This window comes from Pseudoalteromonas sp. Cn5-37 (assembly GCF_021532495.1).
Classification (GTDB): domain Bacteria; phylum Pseudomonadota; class Gammaproteobacteria; order Enterobacterales; family Alteromonadaceae; genus Pseudoalteromonas; species Pseudoalteromonas simplex.
In genome coordinates, this window is record NZ_JAKGBA010000022.1 from 33,044 (window position 1) to 50,865 (window position 17,822).

Genomic DNA, 17,822 nt, shown 5'->3' on the forward strand with positions numbered 1-17,822 from the left:
AATGGTAGGTATTTAATGATTGTCAATGAATTGTTTATAGAAAAGGAACTATTATGAATTATGGCTTTGTTATCCCAGACTTCCGCGGTGGTGGAGCTGAACAAGTACTCATAAACATAGCAAATTTCTTGGCCATGAATAACGATGTATATTTATTTGTAGGTTCTAATTCTGGTAAATTACAAAACACAGTTTCTAACTGTGTAAAAGTTGTTGAGTTAAGTGGCTCCTCTTCGGGTTTACGTAATTTGTATAGTTTAATTTGTGCAGTTAAAAATTATAGAATTGGTTATTTGTGTGGTACGCTTTCAATGGCTTTCCTTGTTCCTTTAATTGGTCTGTTCAATAGGAAACTATTTACCGTATCAAGAGTTGGGAATACCTTATCAAGCGATATTAAAAACAAAAGCATAATTAAGTCTGTTTTATTTAAAGTGTATTTTCACACACTTTTATTTTCAGATAGTATTGTATGTCAAAGCGAATTTATGCGTAATGATCTTCTTGAGTTGTTGCCTTTGTTGAGCTCCAGTAAAGTGAAAGTAATAAAGAATCCCCTAAATAGGGATAAGTTAAAAGTTATTGATATCAAAAATAAAAGTAGGAAGTACAGAATCGTATCAATTGGAAGGCTTGAACATCAGAAAGACTACTATACAAGTTTATTAGTTATCAAAAGATTAATTAACTCTGGTTTTGACGTTGAATTTCTGATTTTTGGAGATGGCAGTTTAAAGGATATGTTAATTAAATATGTGGAACAACTACAGATCCAGAAGTATGTATCTTTTTTCGGGTTTGAACCAAATCCTCAAAACTATTTGGTAAATTCGGATTTGCTATTACTTACTTCTTTATATGAAGGATACTCTAATGTTATTATCGAAAGTTTGTGCCTCGGCGTGCCCGTAGTTGCTACTAACTCTCCTGGTGGAAACTCTGAAATAATTATTGATGGCTTTAATGGTTTCCTTTCTCCTGTAGGCGATCATTTAGATTTGGCTGATAAAGTTAGTTTGATTTTAGCGGAAAGTAAAATAAATATTCAAGCAGCTGATGTTGAAAATATTAAAAAATTACACTCTGTAGATGCTATTTCTCAACAATTTTTAGATTTGGTGGAATGAATGGTAGTATTTGACTTGTGTGGCACTCTTGTTTTCAAGAATACAACGTTTGAGTTTGTGTTATTTATATCAAAGAGGAATAAAAATTATATTAAATATTTAGTCGCAAGCGCGCTAAATAGCTTTTTTGGTAAAGCTCTATATTTGATATTTAAACCTTTTGGCTTTTCATTGAGGAATTCTTTTATTTATTTATTAAAAGGTTATACCACCAAAGAGCTTGAAGATTCTGCGGCTTTGTATGCAAATTATACCATCAAAAACTTTTCAAATAAACATGCTTTGGATAAGCTTCGCGAAATGCAATTAAGGAATGAGTTAATCCTAATCTCCTCAGCTTCCATTGAGCCAGTTGTTCGTGCTTTTGGTTCTATTTTGTGTGTTGAAGAAGTTGTTGCAACAAAGTTAGTGTTTTTCAACGATACTTGTAGTGGGAAAATTGATTCCTGTTATGATACAAAAGGATGCAAAGAACTGTACCTGAAAAATGATTTTTCAAATTTAAAATATGTTTTTACAGATAACTTAGATGATTATAATCTCTGTGCATTATCTGAAATTGCAGTGTTGTATAGTGATAATAAGAATTTGAAAAAATGGGATAGTATAATTAGCAACTACCTAAGTCATGTTGATGTTAAAGTTTTAGTTAAGGATTAGTTATGTTTAGTTTTTACATTCCTTTTTCATATTATAAATATACAAGGCTGAAAGGTAAGTTTGATTTACTGTCTTGGCTTGTTATTTATCCACTTTTTCTTTTGCTGTTTTTTTGTAGTTCGTCATCTTTTGAAACTTCTTCTATATTGGCTTTTTTGATAGCTTTTCTCGCTTTCTTTTCTATTTATGAAATCGGTTATTTTGAAAATGATCTTATTACTACTGATAATGAATCTTCTCCAACAGATAGGTTGGGTGAAAGGAAGGCGGATTTTTTAGAAAAATATAGAGGTTACACTTTTTCTCGATATATATTTTCCTTCGTATTTTTATATATTATTTATTTTTTGAATTATTTTGACTTTTTTGAAGTTGTTCTTATTTCATTTTACTTCATTCTTACTCGGTTTTTTTTCTTTTTTCATAACTCTATTCGAAGCAGGTTTAATATATTGACCTACTTCTCTCTTGCCTGTTCACGATATATGCTCGCACCTTTTTTATTGTTGTTGCATGGTGAGGCAAATTTAGGGGGGGTTGTTTCCATGCTTTTTTTGTTTCCATTGCTAAGAACCTTTGAGCATTCTTCGAAACCAAAATATGATATGCCTTTTAATAGAGTTTTTTTTCAACAAATAGACTTTATAAGAGTAGTATATTACTCCTTTCTATCTTTGTTTTTATATTTTTGGAGTAGTGAATATTTTATTTTTTCTCTCTGCTTTTTAATTTATCGTCTTTTAACTTTTTTAGTTTCTAAGCTTTTTAAAGTTAAGAGGACAATAAGCTCATCTTACCTTAAATGACTCGATGTTTTTTATTATGACATGGAAATTTTTTTTCTTACTAGTATAAATGGTGATTACTTTGAAAAAACATCTTTTGTTTGTAGTTAATGTTGACTGGTTTTTCATTTCACACCGTTTGCCAATCGCAAAAAAAGCTCTGGAAAAAGGGTACAAAGTTACCATTGCTTGTCGTTTCACTGAGCATAAAAATGAGCTTTATGCTATGGGGTTTAGCGTTGTCGATATCCCATTTAGCCGAAGTGGCGGTGGGGTTAACGCAGAGCTAAACACGATAAAAGTTATTAAAAGAGTTATTGACGATGTTGAGCCTAGCTTAATACATGCAATTACTATTAAACCAGTTCTTTATACAGGCTTAGCCTTGAAAACAGTTAATAAAGATATACCTTTTATAGCGGCAATTTCAGGTTTAGGTTATGTTTTTACTGCAAATACACTTAGAGCTAAGGTGACAAAGCTGATAGCCTCTGTATTTTATAAAATTGCCCTGTCACAAAAATTTAAAACGGTTATTTTTCAAAATACATCTGATGAGGCAATACTAACCCGAGTTGCTAAGCTTAATAGCACTGATAAAACTTTAATTAAAGGATCAGGTGCGGATCTATCTGTTTATAGATTTGAACCAGAGAACCTAGCTCCACCACTAAAGGTTGCTATGGCATGCCGTTTATTAAAAGAAAAAGGTGTATATCAATATATTGAAGCGGCAAGATTAGTCAAAAAGACTCACTTTGATGTTGAGTTTTTACTAATTGGTACACCAGATCTAGAGAACCCTAACTCTGTAATGCAAACAGAAATTGACTCTTGGGTTAAAGAAGGAGTCATCAACTATCTAGGGCACAGAAATGATATCCCCGATGTCTTTTCTAGTAGCAGTATTGTGTGCTTACCATCTTTCTACGGTGAAGGGGTTCCAAAAGTTTTAATTGAAGCGGCTGCATGCGGTCGAGCTATTGTAACAACCGATAACCCCGGTTGTAGAGATGCTATTATTGAAGGTGAAACTGGCTTGGCTGTGCCTGTGCGAGATTCAGAGAAGCTAGCTGAAGCATTAATTTGCTTAATCGAAGATACAAAGCTAAGGTCTAATATGGGGCTGAAAGCTCGTAAATTTGCAGAGCAAGAGTTTGATGTTAATAGCGTTGTTGATAAACATTTAGAAATTTATGATGCATTATTAGCAAGGAATAACCAATGATTGCTTTAACTGGTTATACAGGGTTTGTTGGTAATGAACTGTTGAAAACACTCGTCCCCGATGATGTTTTACTTTTAGGTCGTAAAGCGCTGCTAAGTTATCCCCATTTTAATTTTTTTGATTTATCTGATACGCAAAGCTTAAGTTTGCAAAATGCGTTACGTTCTGTTGATGTTTTAATACATAGTGCTGCACGAGTTCATATTATGGATGATACTTCGAGAGATCCACTCAAAGAGTTTAGAGCTATTAATACTGATGGTACACTCAAATTAGCTGAACAAGCAGCGCAAGCAGGTGTAAAGCGTTTTATTTTTGTTAGTTCTATTAAAGTAAATGGTGAGAGCACAACGGGTAAACAGCCTTTTTCAGATGCTGATGAGCCAGCACCAGAAGATCCTTACGGTATATCAAAAGCTGAAGCTGAACAGCAATTGTTAGAGTTAGGTGAGCAAACAGGTATGGAGATAGTTATAATTCGCCCTCCGCTAGTTTACGGTGAAGGTGTAAAAGCTAACTTTGCATCTTTAATGAAGTTAGTTGGTAAGGGTTTACCACTGCCGTTTAAGCTAATAACCAAAAATAAACGTAGCTTGGTATCAGTCTATAATTTAGTTGATTTAATTAAAGTGTGTATAGAGCACCCAAACGCAGCTAATAAAGTATTTTTAGCAAGTGATGATCACGACTTGTCTACTGCTGAAATGGTTGCACTGATGGCAAAAGTACAAGGTAAGCCCAATTTGGCTATACCCGTGCCTCTATGGTGCTTTAAGTTAGCGGGTAAGGTTTTCGATAAACAAGAGGTGATTGATCGTTTGACGGGGTCGCTTCAACTAGATATTACACATACGAAGAATACTCTTAATTGGACACCGCCATACACTGTTGAAGATGGTTTTAAGCTTGCTGCTAAAAATTGATATTTGGAATACATAATGATTCGATTACTTGACTTTTTATTTGCCTTATTTGGTTTGCTATTTGCTTTACCGTTTTTGATTGTTCTATATATTATTGGTTTATTTGATACTGGCTCACCTATCTTTACGCAAGAGCGGGTGGGACGGAACAAAAAACCGTTTACTCTTGTTAAATTTAGAACAATGAAGGTCGATACAGCTTCCGTTGCTAGCCATTTAGCAAGTACAGCTTCAATTACATCTTTTGGTGGCTTTTTACGTAAAACAAAATTAGACGAACTTCCACAATTATGGAATGTGTTAAAAGGTGAGATGAGTTTGGTAGGCCCGCGCCCAGGCTTATTTAACCAACAAGAACTTACAGCAGCTCGCGATGCTAAAAATGTTTACTCTGTACGCCCAGGTATTACAGGCCTTGCTCAAGTTAACGAAATAGATATGTCGACTCCAGAACTACTTGCAAAAACAGATCGTGAGATGATTGATAACCTAAACCTAGTTAACTATTTTAAGTTTATTTTAATGACTATAACAGGTAGTGGTAGTGGCGACAGGGTTAAATAAACAGTTAATAGCCAGAAAGGAAGCTTATTAATTTGTTTTTTATTTAAAAATCAAATGATAATGATAATGTATTAGAGTTGTGGCTAGATTTTCTGTTATAAGCTATAATTCATAAAAATTTAACAATCGTTAAGCTTGCTGTAAGCTTTGGTTGGTATCTTATTGACAAAAACAAGACAGGGAACTTGTTGTGGATAATTTTATTCGCTCTATCTTAAATTCATCTCGTGCAACTAAGCGTGGTATAACGCTTTTTATTGATTCATTATTTATAGTCTCAGCTTTTTGGCTTGCACTAATCGTTAGGTTAGACAGTTTTGCTCCTCTAAGTAAGCTTGATAACTGGATGTTGCTTACTTTACTTGTGCCCACAAGTTTATTTGCCTTTATCAACCTCGGTCTTTACAGAGCTGTACTTCGTTATATGAATGCTCAAGCTCTATGGGCAATAGTATTAGGTACATTAATAACCACCATAGCACTCGTTATGTTTGCTTTTTTTATTGGTATTGAAATACCGCGTACCATGCCATTTATTTTTGCTTGGCTATGTTTATTAACTGTTGGTGGTTCGCGAATTGTTGTACGAGCTATGATAGGTAAGTTAACTACGGCAAACAAAGAGTCAGTGATTATTTATGGGGCGGGCTCAGCAGGCAGACAGCTTGCCACAGCGCTAGGTACAGGGCCTGAATATTATGTTCGCGCTTTTATTGATGATGACGAAACAAAGCAAGGTTCTATTATTCAAGGTATTCCTGTATTGGCTTTTAAAGAAATTTATGAGTTAGTCAATAAGGGTAAAGCTAAAAAGGTATTACTTGCCTTACCAAGCGAAAGCAGAGCTCGCCGAAAACAGATTCTTGCACAGCTTGAGCCGCTTTCTGTTAAGGTGCTTTCTATACCAGGCATGGCTGATGTTGTTGAAGGTAAAGCTAAACTTTCTGAGTTTAGAGATGTTGAAATCGAAGATTTGTTAGGCCGTGATCCTGTTGCGCCAAAGCCTGACCTAATGGCCGCAAATATTAAAGATAAAGTGGTTATGGTAACAGGTGCAGGTGGCTCAATTGGCTCTGAGCTATGTAGGCAGATTGTAAAGCAAAAGCCGTCTAAACTTGTTTTATTTGAAGTTAATGAATTTGGCTTGTATTCAATCGAAAAAGAGCTTTGCGAATATATTCAATCTAACCAGCTGCAAGTTCAGTTAATACCTATTATGGGGTCTGTGCAGCGTATTAACCGCGTAGAAACGGTGATGATGGCGTTTGGCGTACAAACAGTTTACCACGCAGCTGCATATAAACATGTTCCCCTTGTTGAGCATAACGTTGTTGAAGGGGTGCGTAACAACGTGTTTGGTACTTACTATACAGCAAAGGCTGCTGTAAACGCTAAAGTTGAAACCTTTGTACTTATATCAACTGATAAAGCTGTACGCCCAACAAATGTTATGGGCGCGACCAAACGCATGGCAGAACTTTGTTTACAAGGGTTGGCGCAAAATAAAGGCGCCAAGCATAATACCCGTTTTTGTATGGTGCGCTTTGGTAATGTATTAGGCTCTAGTGGTTCTGTTGTGCCACTATTTCGTAGGCAAATACGTGAAGGCGGCCCAATAACATTGACCCATCAAGATATTACCCGCTTTTTTATGACGATACCTGAGGCTGCCCAACTTGTTATACAGGCAGGTTCTATGGGCAAAGGAGGCGATGTATTCGTGCTTGATATGGGGGAGTCGGTTAAAATAAAAGACCTTGCAAGTAAAATGATTCGCTTATCTGGTTTTGAAGTAAAAGATAAAAACAACCCCCATGGCGATATTGAAATAGTATGTACAGGTTTAAGGCCTGGCGAAAAACTATACGAAGAATTGCTAATCGGCGATAATGTAGGTGAAACATCGCATGAGCGCATTATGACAGCCAATGAGGTAATGTTACCCTTAGCCGAGCTAAATGTATTTTTAGAGGCGCTTGATATTGCTTGCCATAATTTTGAACATGAAACCATAAGGCAGCTCCTGTTAGATGCACCAACTGGCTTTAACCCAACCGATGGTATATGTGACTTGGTTTGGAATGTTAAGCAAAAAGCCACAAACCAGTTTGATAATGACTTTACTGAACAAGCTAAGGTTGTAAATTTAAAAAGCTAACAGAATATCTCTTATCTTACGGAAAGTTAGTAGTTAAGTAATTAAAGTTCAGGTTTAGAAAAAGGATGAAAATTTAATGAAAGTTGCAGTAGTGGGTACAGGTTATGTTGGCTTGTCGAACGCAATGTTATTAGCGCAGCATAATCAAGTAGTTGCACTTGATATTGACGAAGAAAAAGTTGCCTTATTAAAAGATAAGCAGTCTCCTATTGTAGATGTTGAAATTAGTGATTTTTTACAAAACAAATCACTTAATTTTACTGCTACAACAGATAAAACATTGGCACTTAAAGATGCCGAATTTGTTGTAATAGCTACCCCTACAGATTACGACCCAGAAACCAATTATTTTAATACGCGCTCTGTTGAGTCTGTAATTGCCGATGTATTAGCGGTTAACCCTAGTGCAACTATGGTTATTAAGTCTACGGTACCCGTTGGCTATACAAAATCGATTAAAGAGAAGTTTAATACTGATAATGTTATTTTTTCGCCAGAGTTCTTGCGTGAAGGTAAAGCGCTTTACGATAATTTGCACCCGTCACGTATTATTGTGGGTGAGCAAAGTGAACGCGCGCAAGTTTTTGCTGAGCTCTTGGCACAAGGTGCAGTAAAGCAAAATATTGAGGTGCTGTTTACAGACTCTACCGAAGCAGAAGCAATTAAACTTTTTTCTAACACTTACCTCGCAATGCGCGTTGCTTATTTTAACGAGCTAGACAGCTACGCTGAAAGCCATGGTCTTGATGCAAAGCAGATCATTCAAGGTGTTGGTTTAGACCCGCGTATTGGCAAGCATTATAATAACCCTTCATTCGGTTATGGTGGTTACTGCTTACCTAAAGATACTAAACAGTTATTAGCGAACTACCAAGATGTACCTAACAATATGATCCGTGCAATTGTTGATGCTAATACTACTCGTAAAGACTTTATTGCTAATTCTATTATTGCCCGAAGCCCTAAAGTGGTTGGTATTTATCGCTTAGTTATGAAGTCAGGTTCAGATAACTTTAGAGCTTCTGCTATTCAAGGTGTAATGAAGCGCATAAAAGCAAAAGGCATTGAAGTTGTTATTTATGAACCAAGTTTACAAGAGGATTCATTCTTTAATTCTCGTGTTATTAAATCGCTAGATGGGCTTAAACAAACTGCTGATGTAATTATTTCTAACCGCATGGCTGAAGAGTTAGAAGATGTTGCAGAAAAAGTTTATACACGTGATTTATTTGGTAGCGATTAAGGCTAAGTAGCTTTCAGCCGAATTTGTATATTCGCTGCAGAGGTGGTTGATGGCAGCGTAGGCATGAAATATATTTCGCGCGAAAATGTTTTCACAAAGAGGAAAGAATGAGAAGAGAATGAGGAAGTGATAACAATGCTTTTTGTTTTCTCTAAAGCGAAGCGCCTCATTATCTCTTTGTGAATATTTGGTTTCTCTATGAAGCCGCTCTTAACTCTCATTAAGTCAAATGAATTGGCAGCCTACGGGCTCAATAAGATAGGAATATAATGAAATATTTAGTTACTGGCGCTGCAGGTTTTATTGGTGCAGCTACAAGTCAAAAGTTACTAGCGCAAGGACATGTTGTTGTTGGTGTTGATAATTTAAATGATTATTACGATGTAAATTTAAAGCATGCGCGTCTGGCACAGTTTGAACAGCACGAGAGTTTTACTTTTATCAAGTTAGATATTGCAGATAGAGCGGCAATGGCAGAGTTGTTTGCGCGCGAGCAATTTGACTGTGTGATTCATTTAGCGGCTCAAGCCGGTGTGCGTTATTCAATCGAAAACCCAGATGCCTACGCTGACTCAAACTTAGTGGGTCACTTAAATGTTTTAGAAGGGTGTAGGCATAATAAAGTTGCGCATTTAGTTTATGCTTCGTCTAGTTCTGTTTATGGACTAAACGAAAAAACACCATTTGAAACCACCGACAGCGTTGATCACCCTGTTTCGTTTTATGCTGCGACAAAAAAAGCCAATGAACTTATGGCGCACAGTTACTCGCACTTGTATAACTTGCCGACCACTGGCTTACGCTTTTTTACGGTTTATGGCCCGTGGGGCCGCCCTGATATGGCGCCGTTTATTTTTACTAAAAAAATGCTTGATGGCGACACCATAGATATTAATAATAATGGCGATATGTGGCGTGACTTTACCTACATTGACGACATTGTTGAAGGTGTTGTTAGAGCTGCTGAGGTTGTACCAGAACGTGATAATAGCTGGAAGGTTGAAACAGGTTCGCCTGCATCAAGTTCAGCTCCATTCAAAGTTTACAACATTGGCCATGGTAGCCCGATTAACCTAATGAAGTTTATTGAAGCAATTGAGTCTGAGTTAGGTATTGAAGCGAAAAAGAACTTCCGTGAAATGCAAGCGGGTGACGTTTATAAGACTTATGCTGATACACAAGACTTATTTGCAGCAACTGGTTATAAACCAGCGGTTGGGGTAGAGCAAGGCGTGGCTGAGTTAATCAGCTGGTATAAAGGTTTTTATAATAAATAATTGCTTAGCATTGTGTGGCATTGGGAACGCATCTAGCAATCGCGGTGCCTAAGGCTATGTAGGCGTGAAATTTATTTCGCGCGAAAGCCTATTCACAAAGAGAAGAAAGTGAGAGTAAATGAGGAAAAACTTAATGGTTTTCTCTTTAGCGCAGCGCCTCTTATCCTCTTTGTGCAATAAAATGTCTTTGATGAAGGCGTGAAATTTATTTCGCGCGAAAGCGTATTCACAAAGAGAAGAAAGTGAGAGTAAATGAGGAAAAACTTAATGGTTTTCTCTTTAACGCAGAGCCTCTTGTCCTCTTTGTGCAATAAAATGTCTTTGATGTAGGCGTGAAATTTAATTCGCACGAAGATATTTGACAAAGAGAAATGAATGAGAAGTAAAAGAGTAAACCAAAAATACTTTGTTTGACTCTAAAATGCAGCGTCTCATAATCTCTTTTGAATATTCATTTTTAACGAAAAGCTAAATTAAAAACCATTCAGCTTGTATCTACTTTGGTACTGCTAGTTTGGTATTATTGTAGATTAAATTATTATATAAGGGACTAGTTATGAAAGCTGTTATTCCTGTTGCGGGCCTTGGTACTCGCATGTTACCTATGACTAAAGCAATTCCTAAAGAAATGCTACCTTTAGTTGATAAACCACTTATTCAATACATTGTTAATGAGTGTGTAGCGGCTGGAATTAAAGAAGTTGTATTGGTTACCCATAGCTCCAAAAATGCGATCGAAAACCATTTTGATACCAGCTTTGAGCTAGAAGCAACGCTTGAAAAGCGCGTAAAGCGTACTCTTCTAGAAGAAGTTCGCTCTATCTGCCCTGAAGATGTAACTATTATGCATGTTCGACAAGGCGAGGCTAAAGGATTGGGTCACGCGGTAATGTGTGCTAAACCAATTGTAGGTGATGACGACTTTGTTGTAGTGTTGCCCGATGTTATTTTAGATAGCTATACAGCTGATCAAAAAACCGAAAACGTTGCCGCAATGATAAAACGCTTTAACGAGGTTAAAGCAAGTCAAATTATGCTTGAGCCAGTACCACAGGAAAGCGTTCATAAATATGGTATTGCTGATATTGGTGACGTTAAAATTAATGCAGGCGAAAGTGCACCTATTAAAACCATGGTTGAAAAACCTAAAGCAGAAGAGGCTCCTTCTAACTTAGCGGTAGTTGGTCGTTATGTTTTATCTAAAGCAATTTGGCCACTGCTAGCTAATACCCCTGCTGGTGCAGGTGGCGAAATTCAATTAACTGACGCAATCGATGAGTTAATGAAACATGAAATTGTTGAAGCATTTCACATGAGCGGTTGTGCTCATGATTGTGGCGACAAGCTAGGTTATTTAAAAGCAATTGTAGAGTACAGTATGCGCGATGAAAAACTTGGCGCAGAGTTTACAGACTTTGTAACAGAAATGGTTACGCCAAACACAAGGCATTTAAAAGCGGTATAACTTTTAAAGCTAAATATTTAAAAAAGGGTAAGAAGTAAATTCTTACCCTTTTTAGTTTTAACATAGCAATTTATTTTTGACCCTAAAGGTTTAGTTTGGCTGATAGCTTCTTGTTTTTGTTTTCTGATGTTATATTTAAAACAATGAAGGAACTTATAACTTTAACTCGGATTTCCTAATGCCAAAATTGAATTTATTGTTTTTAAGCTGTGCCGCCGCACTTAGCTTGCCAATAGCCGCCGACGAAATAAAAAGCCACCAGTCTTTTTCTGGTTATACAGGGTTGATAAACACTCCGAATGCAGAAGCGCTCAGCTCTGGTAGTGTTGATATAGGCTATAACAATTTATTAGATTTTAAAGGGCAGCGATATTTAGATGGCCATAACTTTATATTCTCTGCAGGGTTATTTGAAGGTCTTGAAGTTAGTGGGCAAATATCCTCTAACTCAATACACGATAATTTGTTTTATAGCGAAGGCCGTGGGCAAACCCGAGATTTATCGTTCAACGCAAAATATCAGCTACCTTATATACCTAAAGACTGGTTTAGTGTAGCTATAGGTGCTAAAGATATAGGTGGTGCCGCTAACAACTATAAAACGTTTTATGCAGTGGCCTCAAAAGAATTATGGGATTTTCGTTTTAGTGCCGGCCTAGGTTCAAGTGATAGACTTACTGGTGAAATGAATGGCGCATTTGCTGGTATTGAGTGGCAACCGCTTGAGTGGTTTAGCTTACTCACCGAATACGATGCTGAAGCTGTTAATGCAGCAGCACGTATAACGATTCCTAAAAAGTGGCTATATGATATTGGTGAAATAACCTTTACTAGCCGTTTTTACAGCAGTACTGATTTTTCTGAAGATAAAGACACCTACTGGGGGATAAATGTTACCCTACCATTATCTGATGAAGCTAAAACTAATTATGAGCCTGTAAAGCCTGCACCTTATGTAGCCCCAACAAGCAATACACCTGCGGCTAAAGTAAACGATTATGGTTTAGGCTTTATTCAAACGTCAGTAGCGCCCAAGCTAGCTGAACAGCCTGATGCGTTAACCGTTACTAGTGCTGAGCAAAGTCAAACACAGAATTCACAAAAAGTTGTTAGTTCTAGCTTAAGCAAACAAGCAATTACATTGAAAGATGCGCTCATTAATGATGGTTTTGAAAACGTGGTTGTTGGTTACAACTCAACTACCGTATTTGTTAACTTTGAAAACTCAGTGTTTAACCGTAACGACATTGACGCTATTGGTGTAGTACTTGGTCGCATCGCCGAAAATATAGTTAATAAAAATACTCATTATAGCGTTCAGCTTTCGAAAACAGATATCCCGTTACTAGCAATTAGCGGCAACATCGACAATTATCGTTTGTTTATTGAAAAGGGTGTTAGCCCTGACTTAAATGTTCAACAAGACAAAGCCGTTATTCCCGAGGGTGTTACATGGGCTGGTAAAGCGCAGGCGAGCCCTTACTTTAAACCGCGTGTAACTTTAAGCCCTGCTATTAGTAATACGTACGCTACTGAGTTAGGTGTATTTGACTACTCGATTGCAATTAGAGCAGATGTCGATGTGCCTCTTTGGAAAGGTGCGGGTGTTATTTTAGGTGGACAAGTTAATGTTGAAAATAGTGACGACTATGATGAGCGAGGTCCATTTAGGCGTTATCGTCAAGAAACTGAATTTGATAGAGCTATGTTCTACCAAACATTTAAGCTGCCATTCGGTTTTTATAACCAAACGCAAGTTGGCTTTATAAAAGAGCGCTACGATTTAACAGGTATCACTAACGAAACAACTTGGCTGAGTGATGAAGGGCGTCACAGAATTAGTGCTCAGTTGGGTTCGTATAAATACGAAGATTATCGCGGCAGCAAAACATTCCAAGCCCTAAACTACCAATATAACTGGGTTGAACAAGACATTACCTTACATGCTCAAGCAGGTAATTATTGGTATGAAGATTCTGGCTATAAGTTAGAAAGCCGTTTTTGGTTTGGTGACAGTTACTTAGCTGTATATTACGAAGATACAAATACGACTAAAGCAGGTTTGGCATTTAGTATTCCACTTTCACCACGAAAAGATATGAAAGCTTATAAATTTGGGCAAATTAAAGGCACTGAATCTTACAGGCATACAGCGAGTACTGAGATTGGTGAAAGCACTAACCGTTTAGTGTTCAGTCAAGGCTTTATTCCAGGAAGTGCAATAAGCACCTACCGTACGTTCCTTAATCAGGGGCGTATGTCTAGTGATTATGTATACCAAAATCTTGCAAGATTAAAAGAGGCATATTTAACTTATCGGTAACAATTTATGTTGGGTTAAGTATTGTACAATTAGGTAATTTAGCTATATTATTGATGGGGTGTTTTAGATAATTTAAGAGCTTTAATGCCTCGTTTTTAATTTGTAAAAAAATTATGGTGCTGACTATACTTTTTGGAAGTTCGCGCTACTATTTTATAAAATGAGTAAATTCATTTACAAATGTTGATAAAGGAATAGAAGGACTCCCTATGTTTACTAACAAAAAATCGCTACTAGCGTTATCAGTAGCATCGGCTTTCGCTTTAACAGGTTGTTTTAGCGATGATGATAACAATAAACCAGTACCAGATGACGGTGGTGATGGTGGCGATGGTGGTGTTGTAATTGTAGCACCAGAAGCACCAGCGGCTTTAGACTTTGTTATCAGTGGTTCTGTTGTTGAAAACGAAGAGTTTAATGTTTTAAGCAATGCGACCGTTAAGTTTATGGAAAATGGCATGCCATCTTCAAACATTGTAGCTGTTGATGGTAGTAATGCTCAGTCTTTAACTGGCGCTGGTAACTTTGTTGTTACACTTAAAGAGGGCGCTGACCTTGATAATGTTACCGCGATCGTTTCTGCAGAAGGTTATATCAGCAAAGTATTTAATGTTGATTTAACAAACGAAGATGACTTCGATGTATTAACTGCACAATTTATTTTATTTACTGGCGACAGCGATGAAGTTAAACAGGAAGTTGTAAAGAAAACTCTTACAAGCGCTACTACTTCTGAAGAAATCGTGGCCGATGCAAAAATTGATACTACATCTCTTGCGACTGTAACTTTACCTAATGGTACTACACTACAAAATGGTTCGGGCGAAACTGTAGATCCAGGTGAGTTGTCATTAAGTGTTTTAGGTTTAGATCCTACCTCTGATACTAAGGGTTCTGTTATTCCTGAAGGCTTAAATGCTAACAATACAAGCGGTAATGTTGCTGTACCAGTATCTTTGGCTGATATCACAATGACTGTTGGTGAAACTAAGGTTAAAAAATTCCTTGGTGATACATTAAAAGTTACTCTTGCTGCTCCTTCAGATTTAGATGCAGGTGAAACTCTAACTGTTAAATCTTTAGATGAAGACACAGGTGTATGGAAAGATGAGTCGTTTGTTGTAACTAAAGGCACAGGTACTGTTAGTTTTGAAACAGACCACTTAACATGGTTCTCAGTAAATAAATCAGCTGCTGCATGTAGTACTGGCTTATCTACTACTGTAACAGGCGATGCTGTTCCGGCTGGAGGCTTACTGTTTATAGCGGCATCTAGCGATGGCTTAGGGTTATCTGTACTGCCAGAGGGTGCTACTTCTGAGGATGTATTCTCAGGTATTGCGCTTACTCGATATGGTTTCTCAGAAGATGCAATGGCTGATGTTTATGTTTTCGATAATGAAGGCGGACTTTGGTTTGAATCTGACGGTGAAGTAGAAGTATGTGGTACTGTACCAGTTGAGCTTACTCGCCCATATGAAGTAGTAAGTAAAACACTTACTCTGTCTGGCGTATGTGCACAAGATAATTCACAATCAGTAGATGTAAGTAACTCAGTTGTGACATATAACCGTGTAAATAAACGCGAAAAATCTGTACTGAAAAACGCTGATGGTAACTTTGATTTATCTGGCTTACGCGCGGGCGAGAACTACCAGGTTAAAGTTAACTTCCGTGGTTTACCTGTTGTTGGTTCAAATACATTCACATTAGAAAATGTTGATGATTCAGATGTGACACAAGAGTTTGAATTTACTTGTAACGAAGTGACTGGCTCAGGCGGTTCAGGCGGCTCAGGTGGCACTGGTGGTTAGTAACCATTTTTGTTAGTTCCTAAATAGGGATTAAATCTGAAAGCCGCATTTATGCGGCTTTTTTTATGTGCATTACGGAATTTTAATTGTTGCTGTTGCTAATCTTGTACAAAGCTCATTAGCCAATGCTTGTTTAGCTTGCTCGTCTCCGTGAACAATTTTAATTAAACTTGGCTTTTTGCGTATGCCAGTAACGAAATTTATTAACCCTTTTTGATCTGCGTGGGCGCTGTAACCGCTAATGGTATGAACTTGTGCTTTAATCATCACCTTTTTATTATCGATAAAGACGTATCCGCCGCGTGGGCCATATTTTTGAATATCTCGGCCTAAGGTTCCTTGCCCTTGGTAGCCAACAAAAATGACATCGGTTGTTTTGTCTGGTAAAAACCGTTCTAGATAATTAACTATTCTGCCGCCATTACACATTCCGCTGGCAGCTATGATTATTGCGGGCTGCTGTTTCGAGGCTAAAAAGTTTATTAATGCAAGGTGTTCTTGGTGGCTATCAATAGTGTGTAGTTGTTTAAAGTCGAGCGGGTGGCGGCCTTGTTTTACGCGCTTTTTTGCTTCGTTATCCCACAGCGCTTTAAAGTGTAAATACTCATTTGTGAAATTGACTGCCATTGGTGAATCAACAATAATTTGCAGCTTATGCCACATAGAGCGCTTACGTGCAGAGTGAATAAGCTGTTCAAATTCATACAGCAACTCTTGTGTGCGGCCAATACTAAAAGCCGGAATGAGTACCACGCCATTATCACTTACGGCACGTTCTATAACTTTTTTAAGCACGGCTACGCGCTCTTTGCGGCCTTGATGGTTTTTATCACCATAGGTAGACTCAATAACTAATGTATCGGCACGGTAGGGTGGTTTTGGCGTCGGTAACAATGGTGTGTAAGGCGCACCTAAATCACCTGAAAATACCACTCTATGCGTGTTTGGTCGTTTACCCAATTCAATTTCAACATAGGCAGAGCCTAAAATGTGCCCAGCACGTTGCAGGCGAATTTTATATAAAGAGTTTTGATTGCTTGAGGTTGCTTTTTCGGGGCTTAAGCCCACTCCTACGGGAATGCAGTACCATGTATTATAATCGAGAGAGATAATTTGCTGTTTTAGTAACTTTAAGCAGGTGCGGATCACCGCTTCATCGCGAGTTACACCTACTTTTAAGGCATCTTCAATCACCATAGGTAAGAGTTTTGCGGTGGCAATCGAGGTATAAATTGGGCCTTTAAAACCTGCGGCAAGTAAGTAGGGTATGCGGCCAACATGGTCTATATGACAATGTGTAACAATCAGCGCTTTAACTGTTGAGATATCAAACTCAATAGCTAGATCTTGTTTACTGTCTTCCCCTTGAAATAGCCCACAATCAACAAGTACAGAATTTGTGTCATCAATAAATAGCTGGTGGCAAGACCCAGTTACGCCTTTCACCGCTCCGTGGTGTTTTATATGCATAATATTCTCCTTTTTGAAGCTAATTTCAGCATAGAGGTAAATAACTCTTAGGGCAATGGAGGCAGGATTGAGATATTTGAAGGCGTGAAGTTTATTTCGTTGAAGGTCTATTTCACAAAGAGAATTGAATAAGAAGAAAATGAGGGAACCACAGGATCATTTTTTTACTTCCTCTTCAGCGAAGCGTCTCTTATTCTCTTTGTGCTATTAGATGTTGAGCGCCAGTTTGAAGCCGAGCGGTGTTGTTTTCGGGTCTTACCCAAAGGCTCATTTTGTAGGAGGTACTTCAGTGCCGAAAATATTTTTACAAAGAGAAGTGAATAAGAAGAAAATGAGGGAACCACAGGATCATTTTTTTACTATCTCTTCAGCGAAGTGCCTCTTATCCTCTTTGTGCTATTAAATGTTGATCTGTCAGTTTGAAGCCGAGCGGTGTTGTTTTCGGGTCTTACCCAAAGGCCCATTTTGTAGCAGGTACTTCAGTGCCGAAAATATTTTCACAAAGAGAGGCGAATGAGAAGAAAATGAGGGAACCACAGGATCATTTTTTTACTATCTCTTCAGCGAAGCGTCTCTTATCCTCTTTGTGCTATTAGATGTTGAGCTGCCAGTTTGAAGCCGAGCGGTGTTGCTTTCGGGTCTAATCCAAAGGCCCATTTTGTAGGAGATGTATGGACTCCTCCCCCAAACAGGGTGAGTACGGTATAAAGAGATTGGACAATTACTTTTACCAATAAGGAATCCATACATGTCAAAATTTAACCTAATTAGCATCGACTTGGCAA

At 37.6% G+C, this 17,822-nt stretch carries 13 protein-coding genes; 12 read left to right on the plus strand and 1 reads right to left on the minus strand.

Going from position 1 to position 17,822, the window contains the following annotated elements; translation table 11 throughout:
* Positions 1 to 53 precede the first annotated feature (53 nt).
* The 12 genes from L1266_RS17655 (at position 54) to L1266_RS17710 (ending at position 15,567) form a co-directional block, all read left to right on the plus strand.
* Complete coding sequence (locus tag L1266_RS17655) at positions 54 to 1,127, plus strand: glycosyltransferase (RefSeq protein ID WP_235378025.1); 1,074 nt, start codon at positions 54 to 56, stop codon at positions 1,125 to 1,127.
* Entirely contained in the window at positions 1,128 to 1,787 is a 660-nt protein-coding gene (locus L1266_RS17660) for a haloacid dehalogenase-like hydrolase (protein ID WP_235378026.1), read from the plus strand. It abuts the gene before it with no gap.
* Between the two features lie 2 nt (positions 1,788 to 1,789).
* Positions 1,790 to 2,593, plus strand: coding sequence for a hypothetical protein (locus L1266_RS17665; RefSeq protein WP_235378027.1), 804 nt, complete (start codon positions 1,790 to 1,792; stop codon positions 2,591 to 2,593).
* 52 nt (positions 2,594 to 2,645) lie between these two features.
* Positions 2,646 to 3,800: a glycosyltransferase family 4 protein gene (locus L1266_RS17670; protein ID WP_235378028.1), complete on the plus strand. Its 1,155-nt coding sequence runs from the start codon at positions 2,646 to 2,648 to the stop codon at positions 3,798 to 3,800.
* The gene (locus L1266_RS17675; protein WP_235378029.1) at positions 3,797 to 4,723 is read left to right on the plus strand and encodes a UDP-glucose 4-epimerase family protein; all 927 of its coding nucleotides are present in this window, start codon (positions 3,797 to 3,799) and stop codon (positions 4,721 to 4,723) included. The genes L1266_RS17670 and L1266_RS17675 overlap by 4 nt, the downstream gene beginning before the upstream one ends.
* A gap of 15 nt (positions 4,724 to 4,738) precedes the next feature.
* On the plus strand, positions 4,739 to 5,287 hold the full coding sequence (locus L1266_RS17680) for a sugar transferase (protein ID WP_209327706.1): 549 nt from the start codon (positions 4,739 to 4,741) through the stop codon (positions 5,285 to 5,287).
* Between the two features lie 190 nt (positions 5,288 to 5,477).
* A complete protein-coding gene (locus L1266_RS17685; RefSeq protein ID WP_235378030.1) occupies positions 5,478 to 7,445 on the plus strand; it encodes a polysaccharide biosynthesis protein in 1,968 nt (655 codons plus the stop codon).
* A 76-nt stretch (positions 7,446 to 7,521) separates the two neighbouring features.
* Positions 7,522 to 8,688, plus strand: a complete 1,167-nt coding sequence (locus tag L1266_RS17690; RefSeq protein ID WP_235378031.1) for a nucleotide sugar dehydrogenase — start codon at positions 7,522 to 7,524, stop codon at positions 8,686 to 8,688.
* A gap of 269 nt (positions 8,689 to 8,957) precedes the next feature.
* Positions 8,958 to 9,965 (plus strand): NAD-dependent epimerase, encoded by a 1,008-nt coding sequence (locus L1266_RS17695; protein WP_235378032.1) that lies wholly within the window; start codon positions 8,958 to 8,960, stop codon positions 9,963 to 9,965.
* A gap of 556 nt (positions 9,966 to 10,521) precedes the next feature.
* Positions 10,522 to 11,430, plus strand: coding sequence for a UTP--glucose-1-phosphate uridylyltransferase GalU (gene galU / locus L1266_RS17700; RefSeq protein ID WP_235378033.1), 909 nt, complete (start codon positions 10,522 to 10,524; stop codon positions 11,428 to 11,430).
* A 178-nt stretch (positions 11,431 to 11,608) separates the two neighbouring features.
* A complete protein-coding gene (locus tag L1266_RS17705; RefSeq protein WP_235378034.1) occupies positions 11,609 to 13,753 on the plus strand; it encodes a YjbH domain-containing protein in 2,145 nt (714 codons plus the stop codon).
* Between the two features lie 209 nt (positions 13,754 to 13,962).
* The gene (locus L1266_RS17710; RefSeq protein ID WP_235378035.1) at positions 13,963 to 15,567 is read left to right on the plus strand and encodes a hypothetical protein; all 1,605 of its coding nucleotides are present in this window, start codon (positions 13,963 to 13,965) and stop codon (positions 15,565 to 15,567) included.
* A 72-nt stretch (positions 15,568 to 15,639) separates the two neighbouring features.
* On the opposite strand, the gene L1266_RS17715 is transcribed toward L1266_RS17710, so the two are convergent.
* Positions 15,640 to 17,037, minus strand: a complete 1,398-nt coding sequence (locus L1266_RS17715) for an MBL fold metallo-hydrolase RNA specificity domain-containing protein (protein WP_235378036.1) — start codon at positions 17,035 to 17,037, stop codon at positions 15,640 to 15,642.
* Positions 17,038 to 17,822 lie beyond the last annotated feature (785 nt).

Coding starts and splice junctions, on each gene's coding strand:
- L1266_RS17655 (WP_235378025.1), top strand. CDS start 54: ATGAATTATGGCTTTGTTATCCCAGACTTCCGCGGTGGTGGAGCTGAA.
- L1266_RS17660 (WP_235378026.1), top strand. CDS start 1,128: ATGGTAGTATTTGACTTGTGTGGCACTCTTGTTTTCAAGAATACAACG.
- L1266_RS17665 (WP_235378027.1), top strand. CDS start 1,790: ATGTTTAGTTTTTACATTCCTTTTTCATATTATAAATATACAAGGCTG.
- L1266_RS17675 (WP_235378029.1), top strand. CDS start 3,797: ATGATTGCTTTAACTGGTTATACAGGGTTTGTTGGTAATGAACTGTTG.
- L1266_RS17680 (WP_209327706.1), top strand. CDS start 4,739: ATGATTCGATTACTTGACTTTTTATTTGCCTTATTTGGTTTGCTATTT.
- L1266_RS17690 (WP_235378031.1), top strand. CDS start 7,522: ATGAAAGTTGCAGTAGTGGGTACAGGTTATGTTGGCTTGTCGAACGCA.
- L1266_RS17695 (WP_235378032.1), top strand. CDS start 8,958: ATGAAATATTTAGTTACTGGCGCTGCAGGTTTTATTGGTGCAGCTACA.
- galU (WP_235378033.1), top strand. CDS start 10,522: ATGAAAGCTGTTATTCCTGTTGCGGGCCTTGGTACTCGCATGTTACCT.
- L1266_RS17705 (WP_235378034.1), top strand. CDS start 11,609: ATGCCAAAATTGAATTTATTGTTTTTAAGCTGTGCCGCCGCACTTAGC.
- L1266_RS17710 (WP_235378035.1), top strand. CDS start 13,963: ATGTTTACTAACAAAAAATCGCTACTAGCGTTATCAGTAGCATCGGCT.
- L1266_RS17715 (WP_235378036.1), bottom strand. CDS start 17,037: ATGCATATAAAACACCACGGAGCGGTGAAAGGCGTAACTGGGTCTTGC.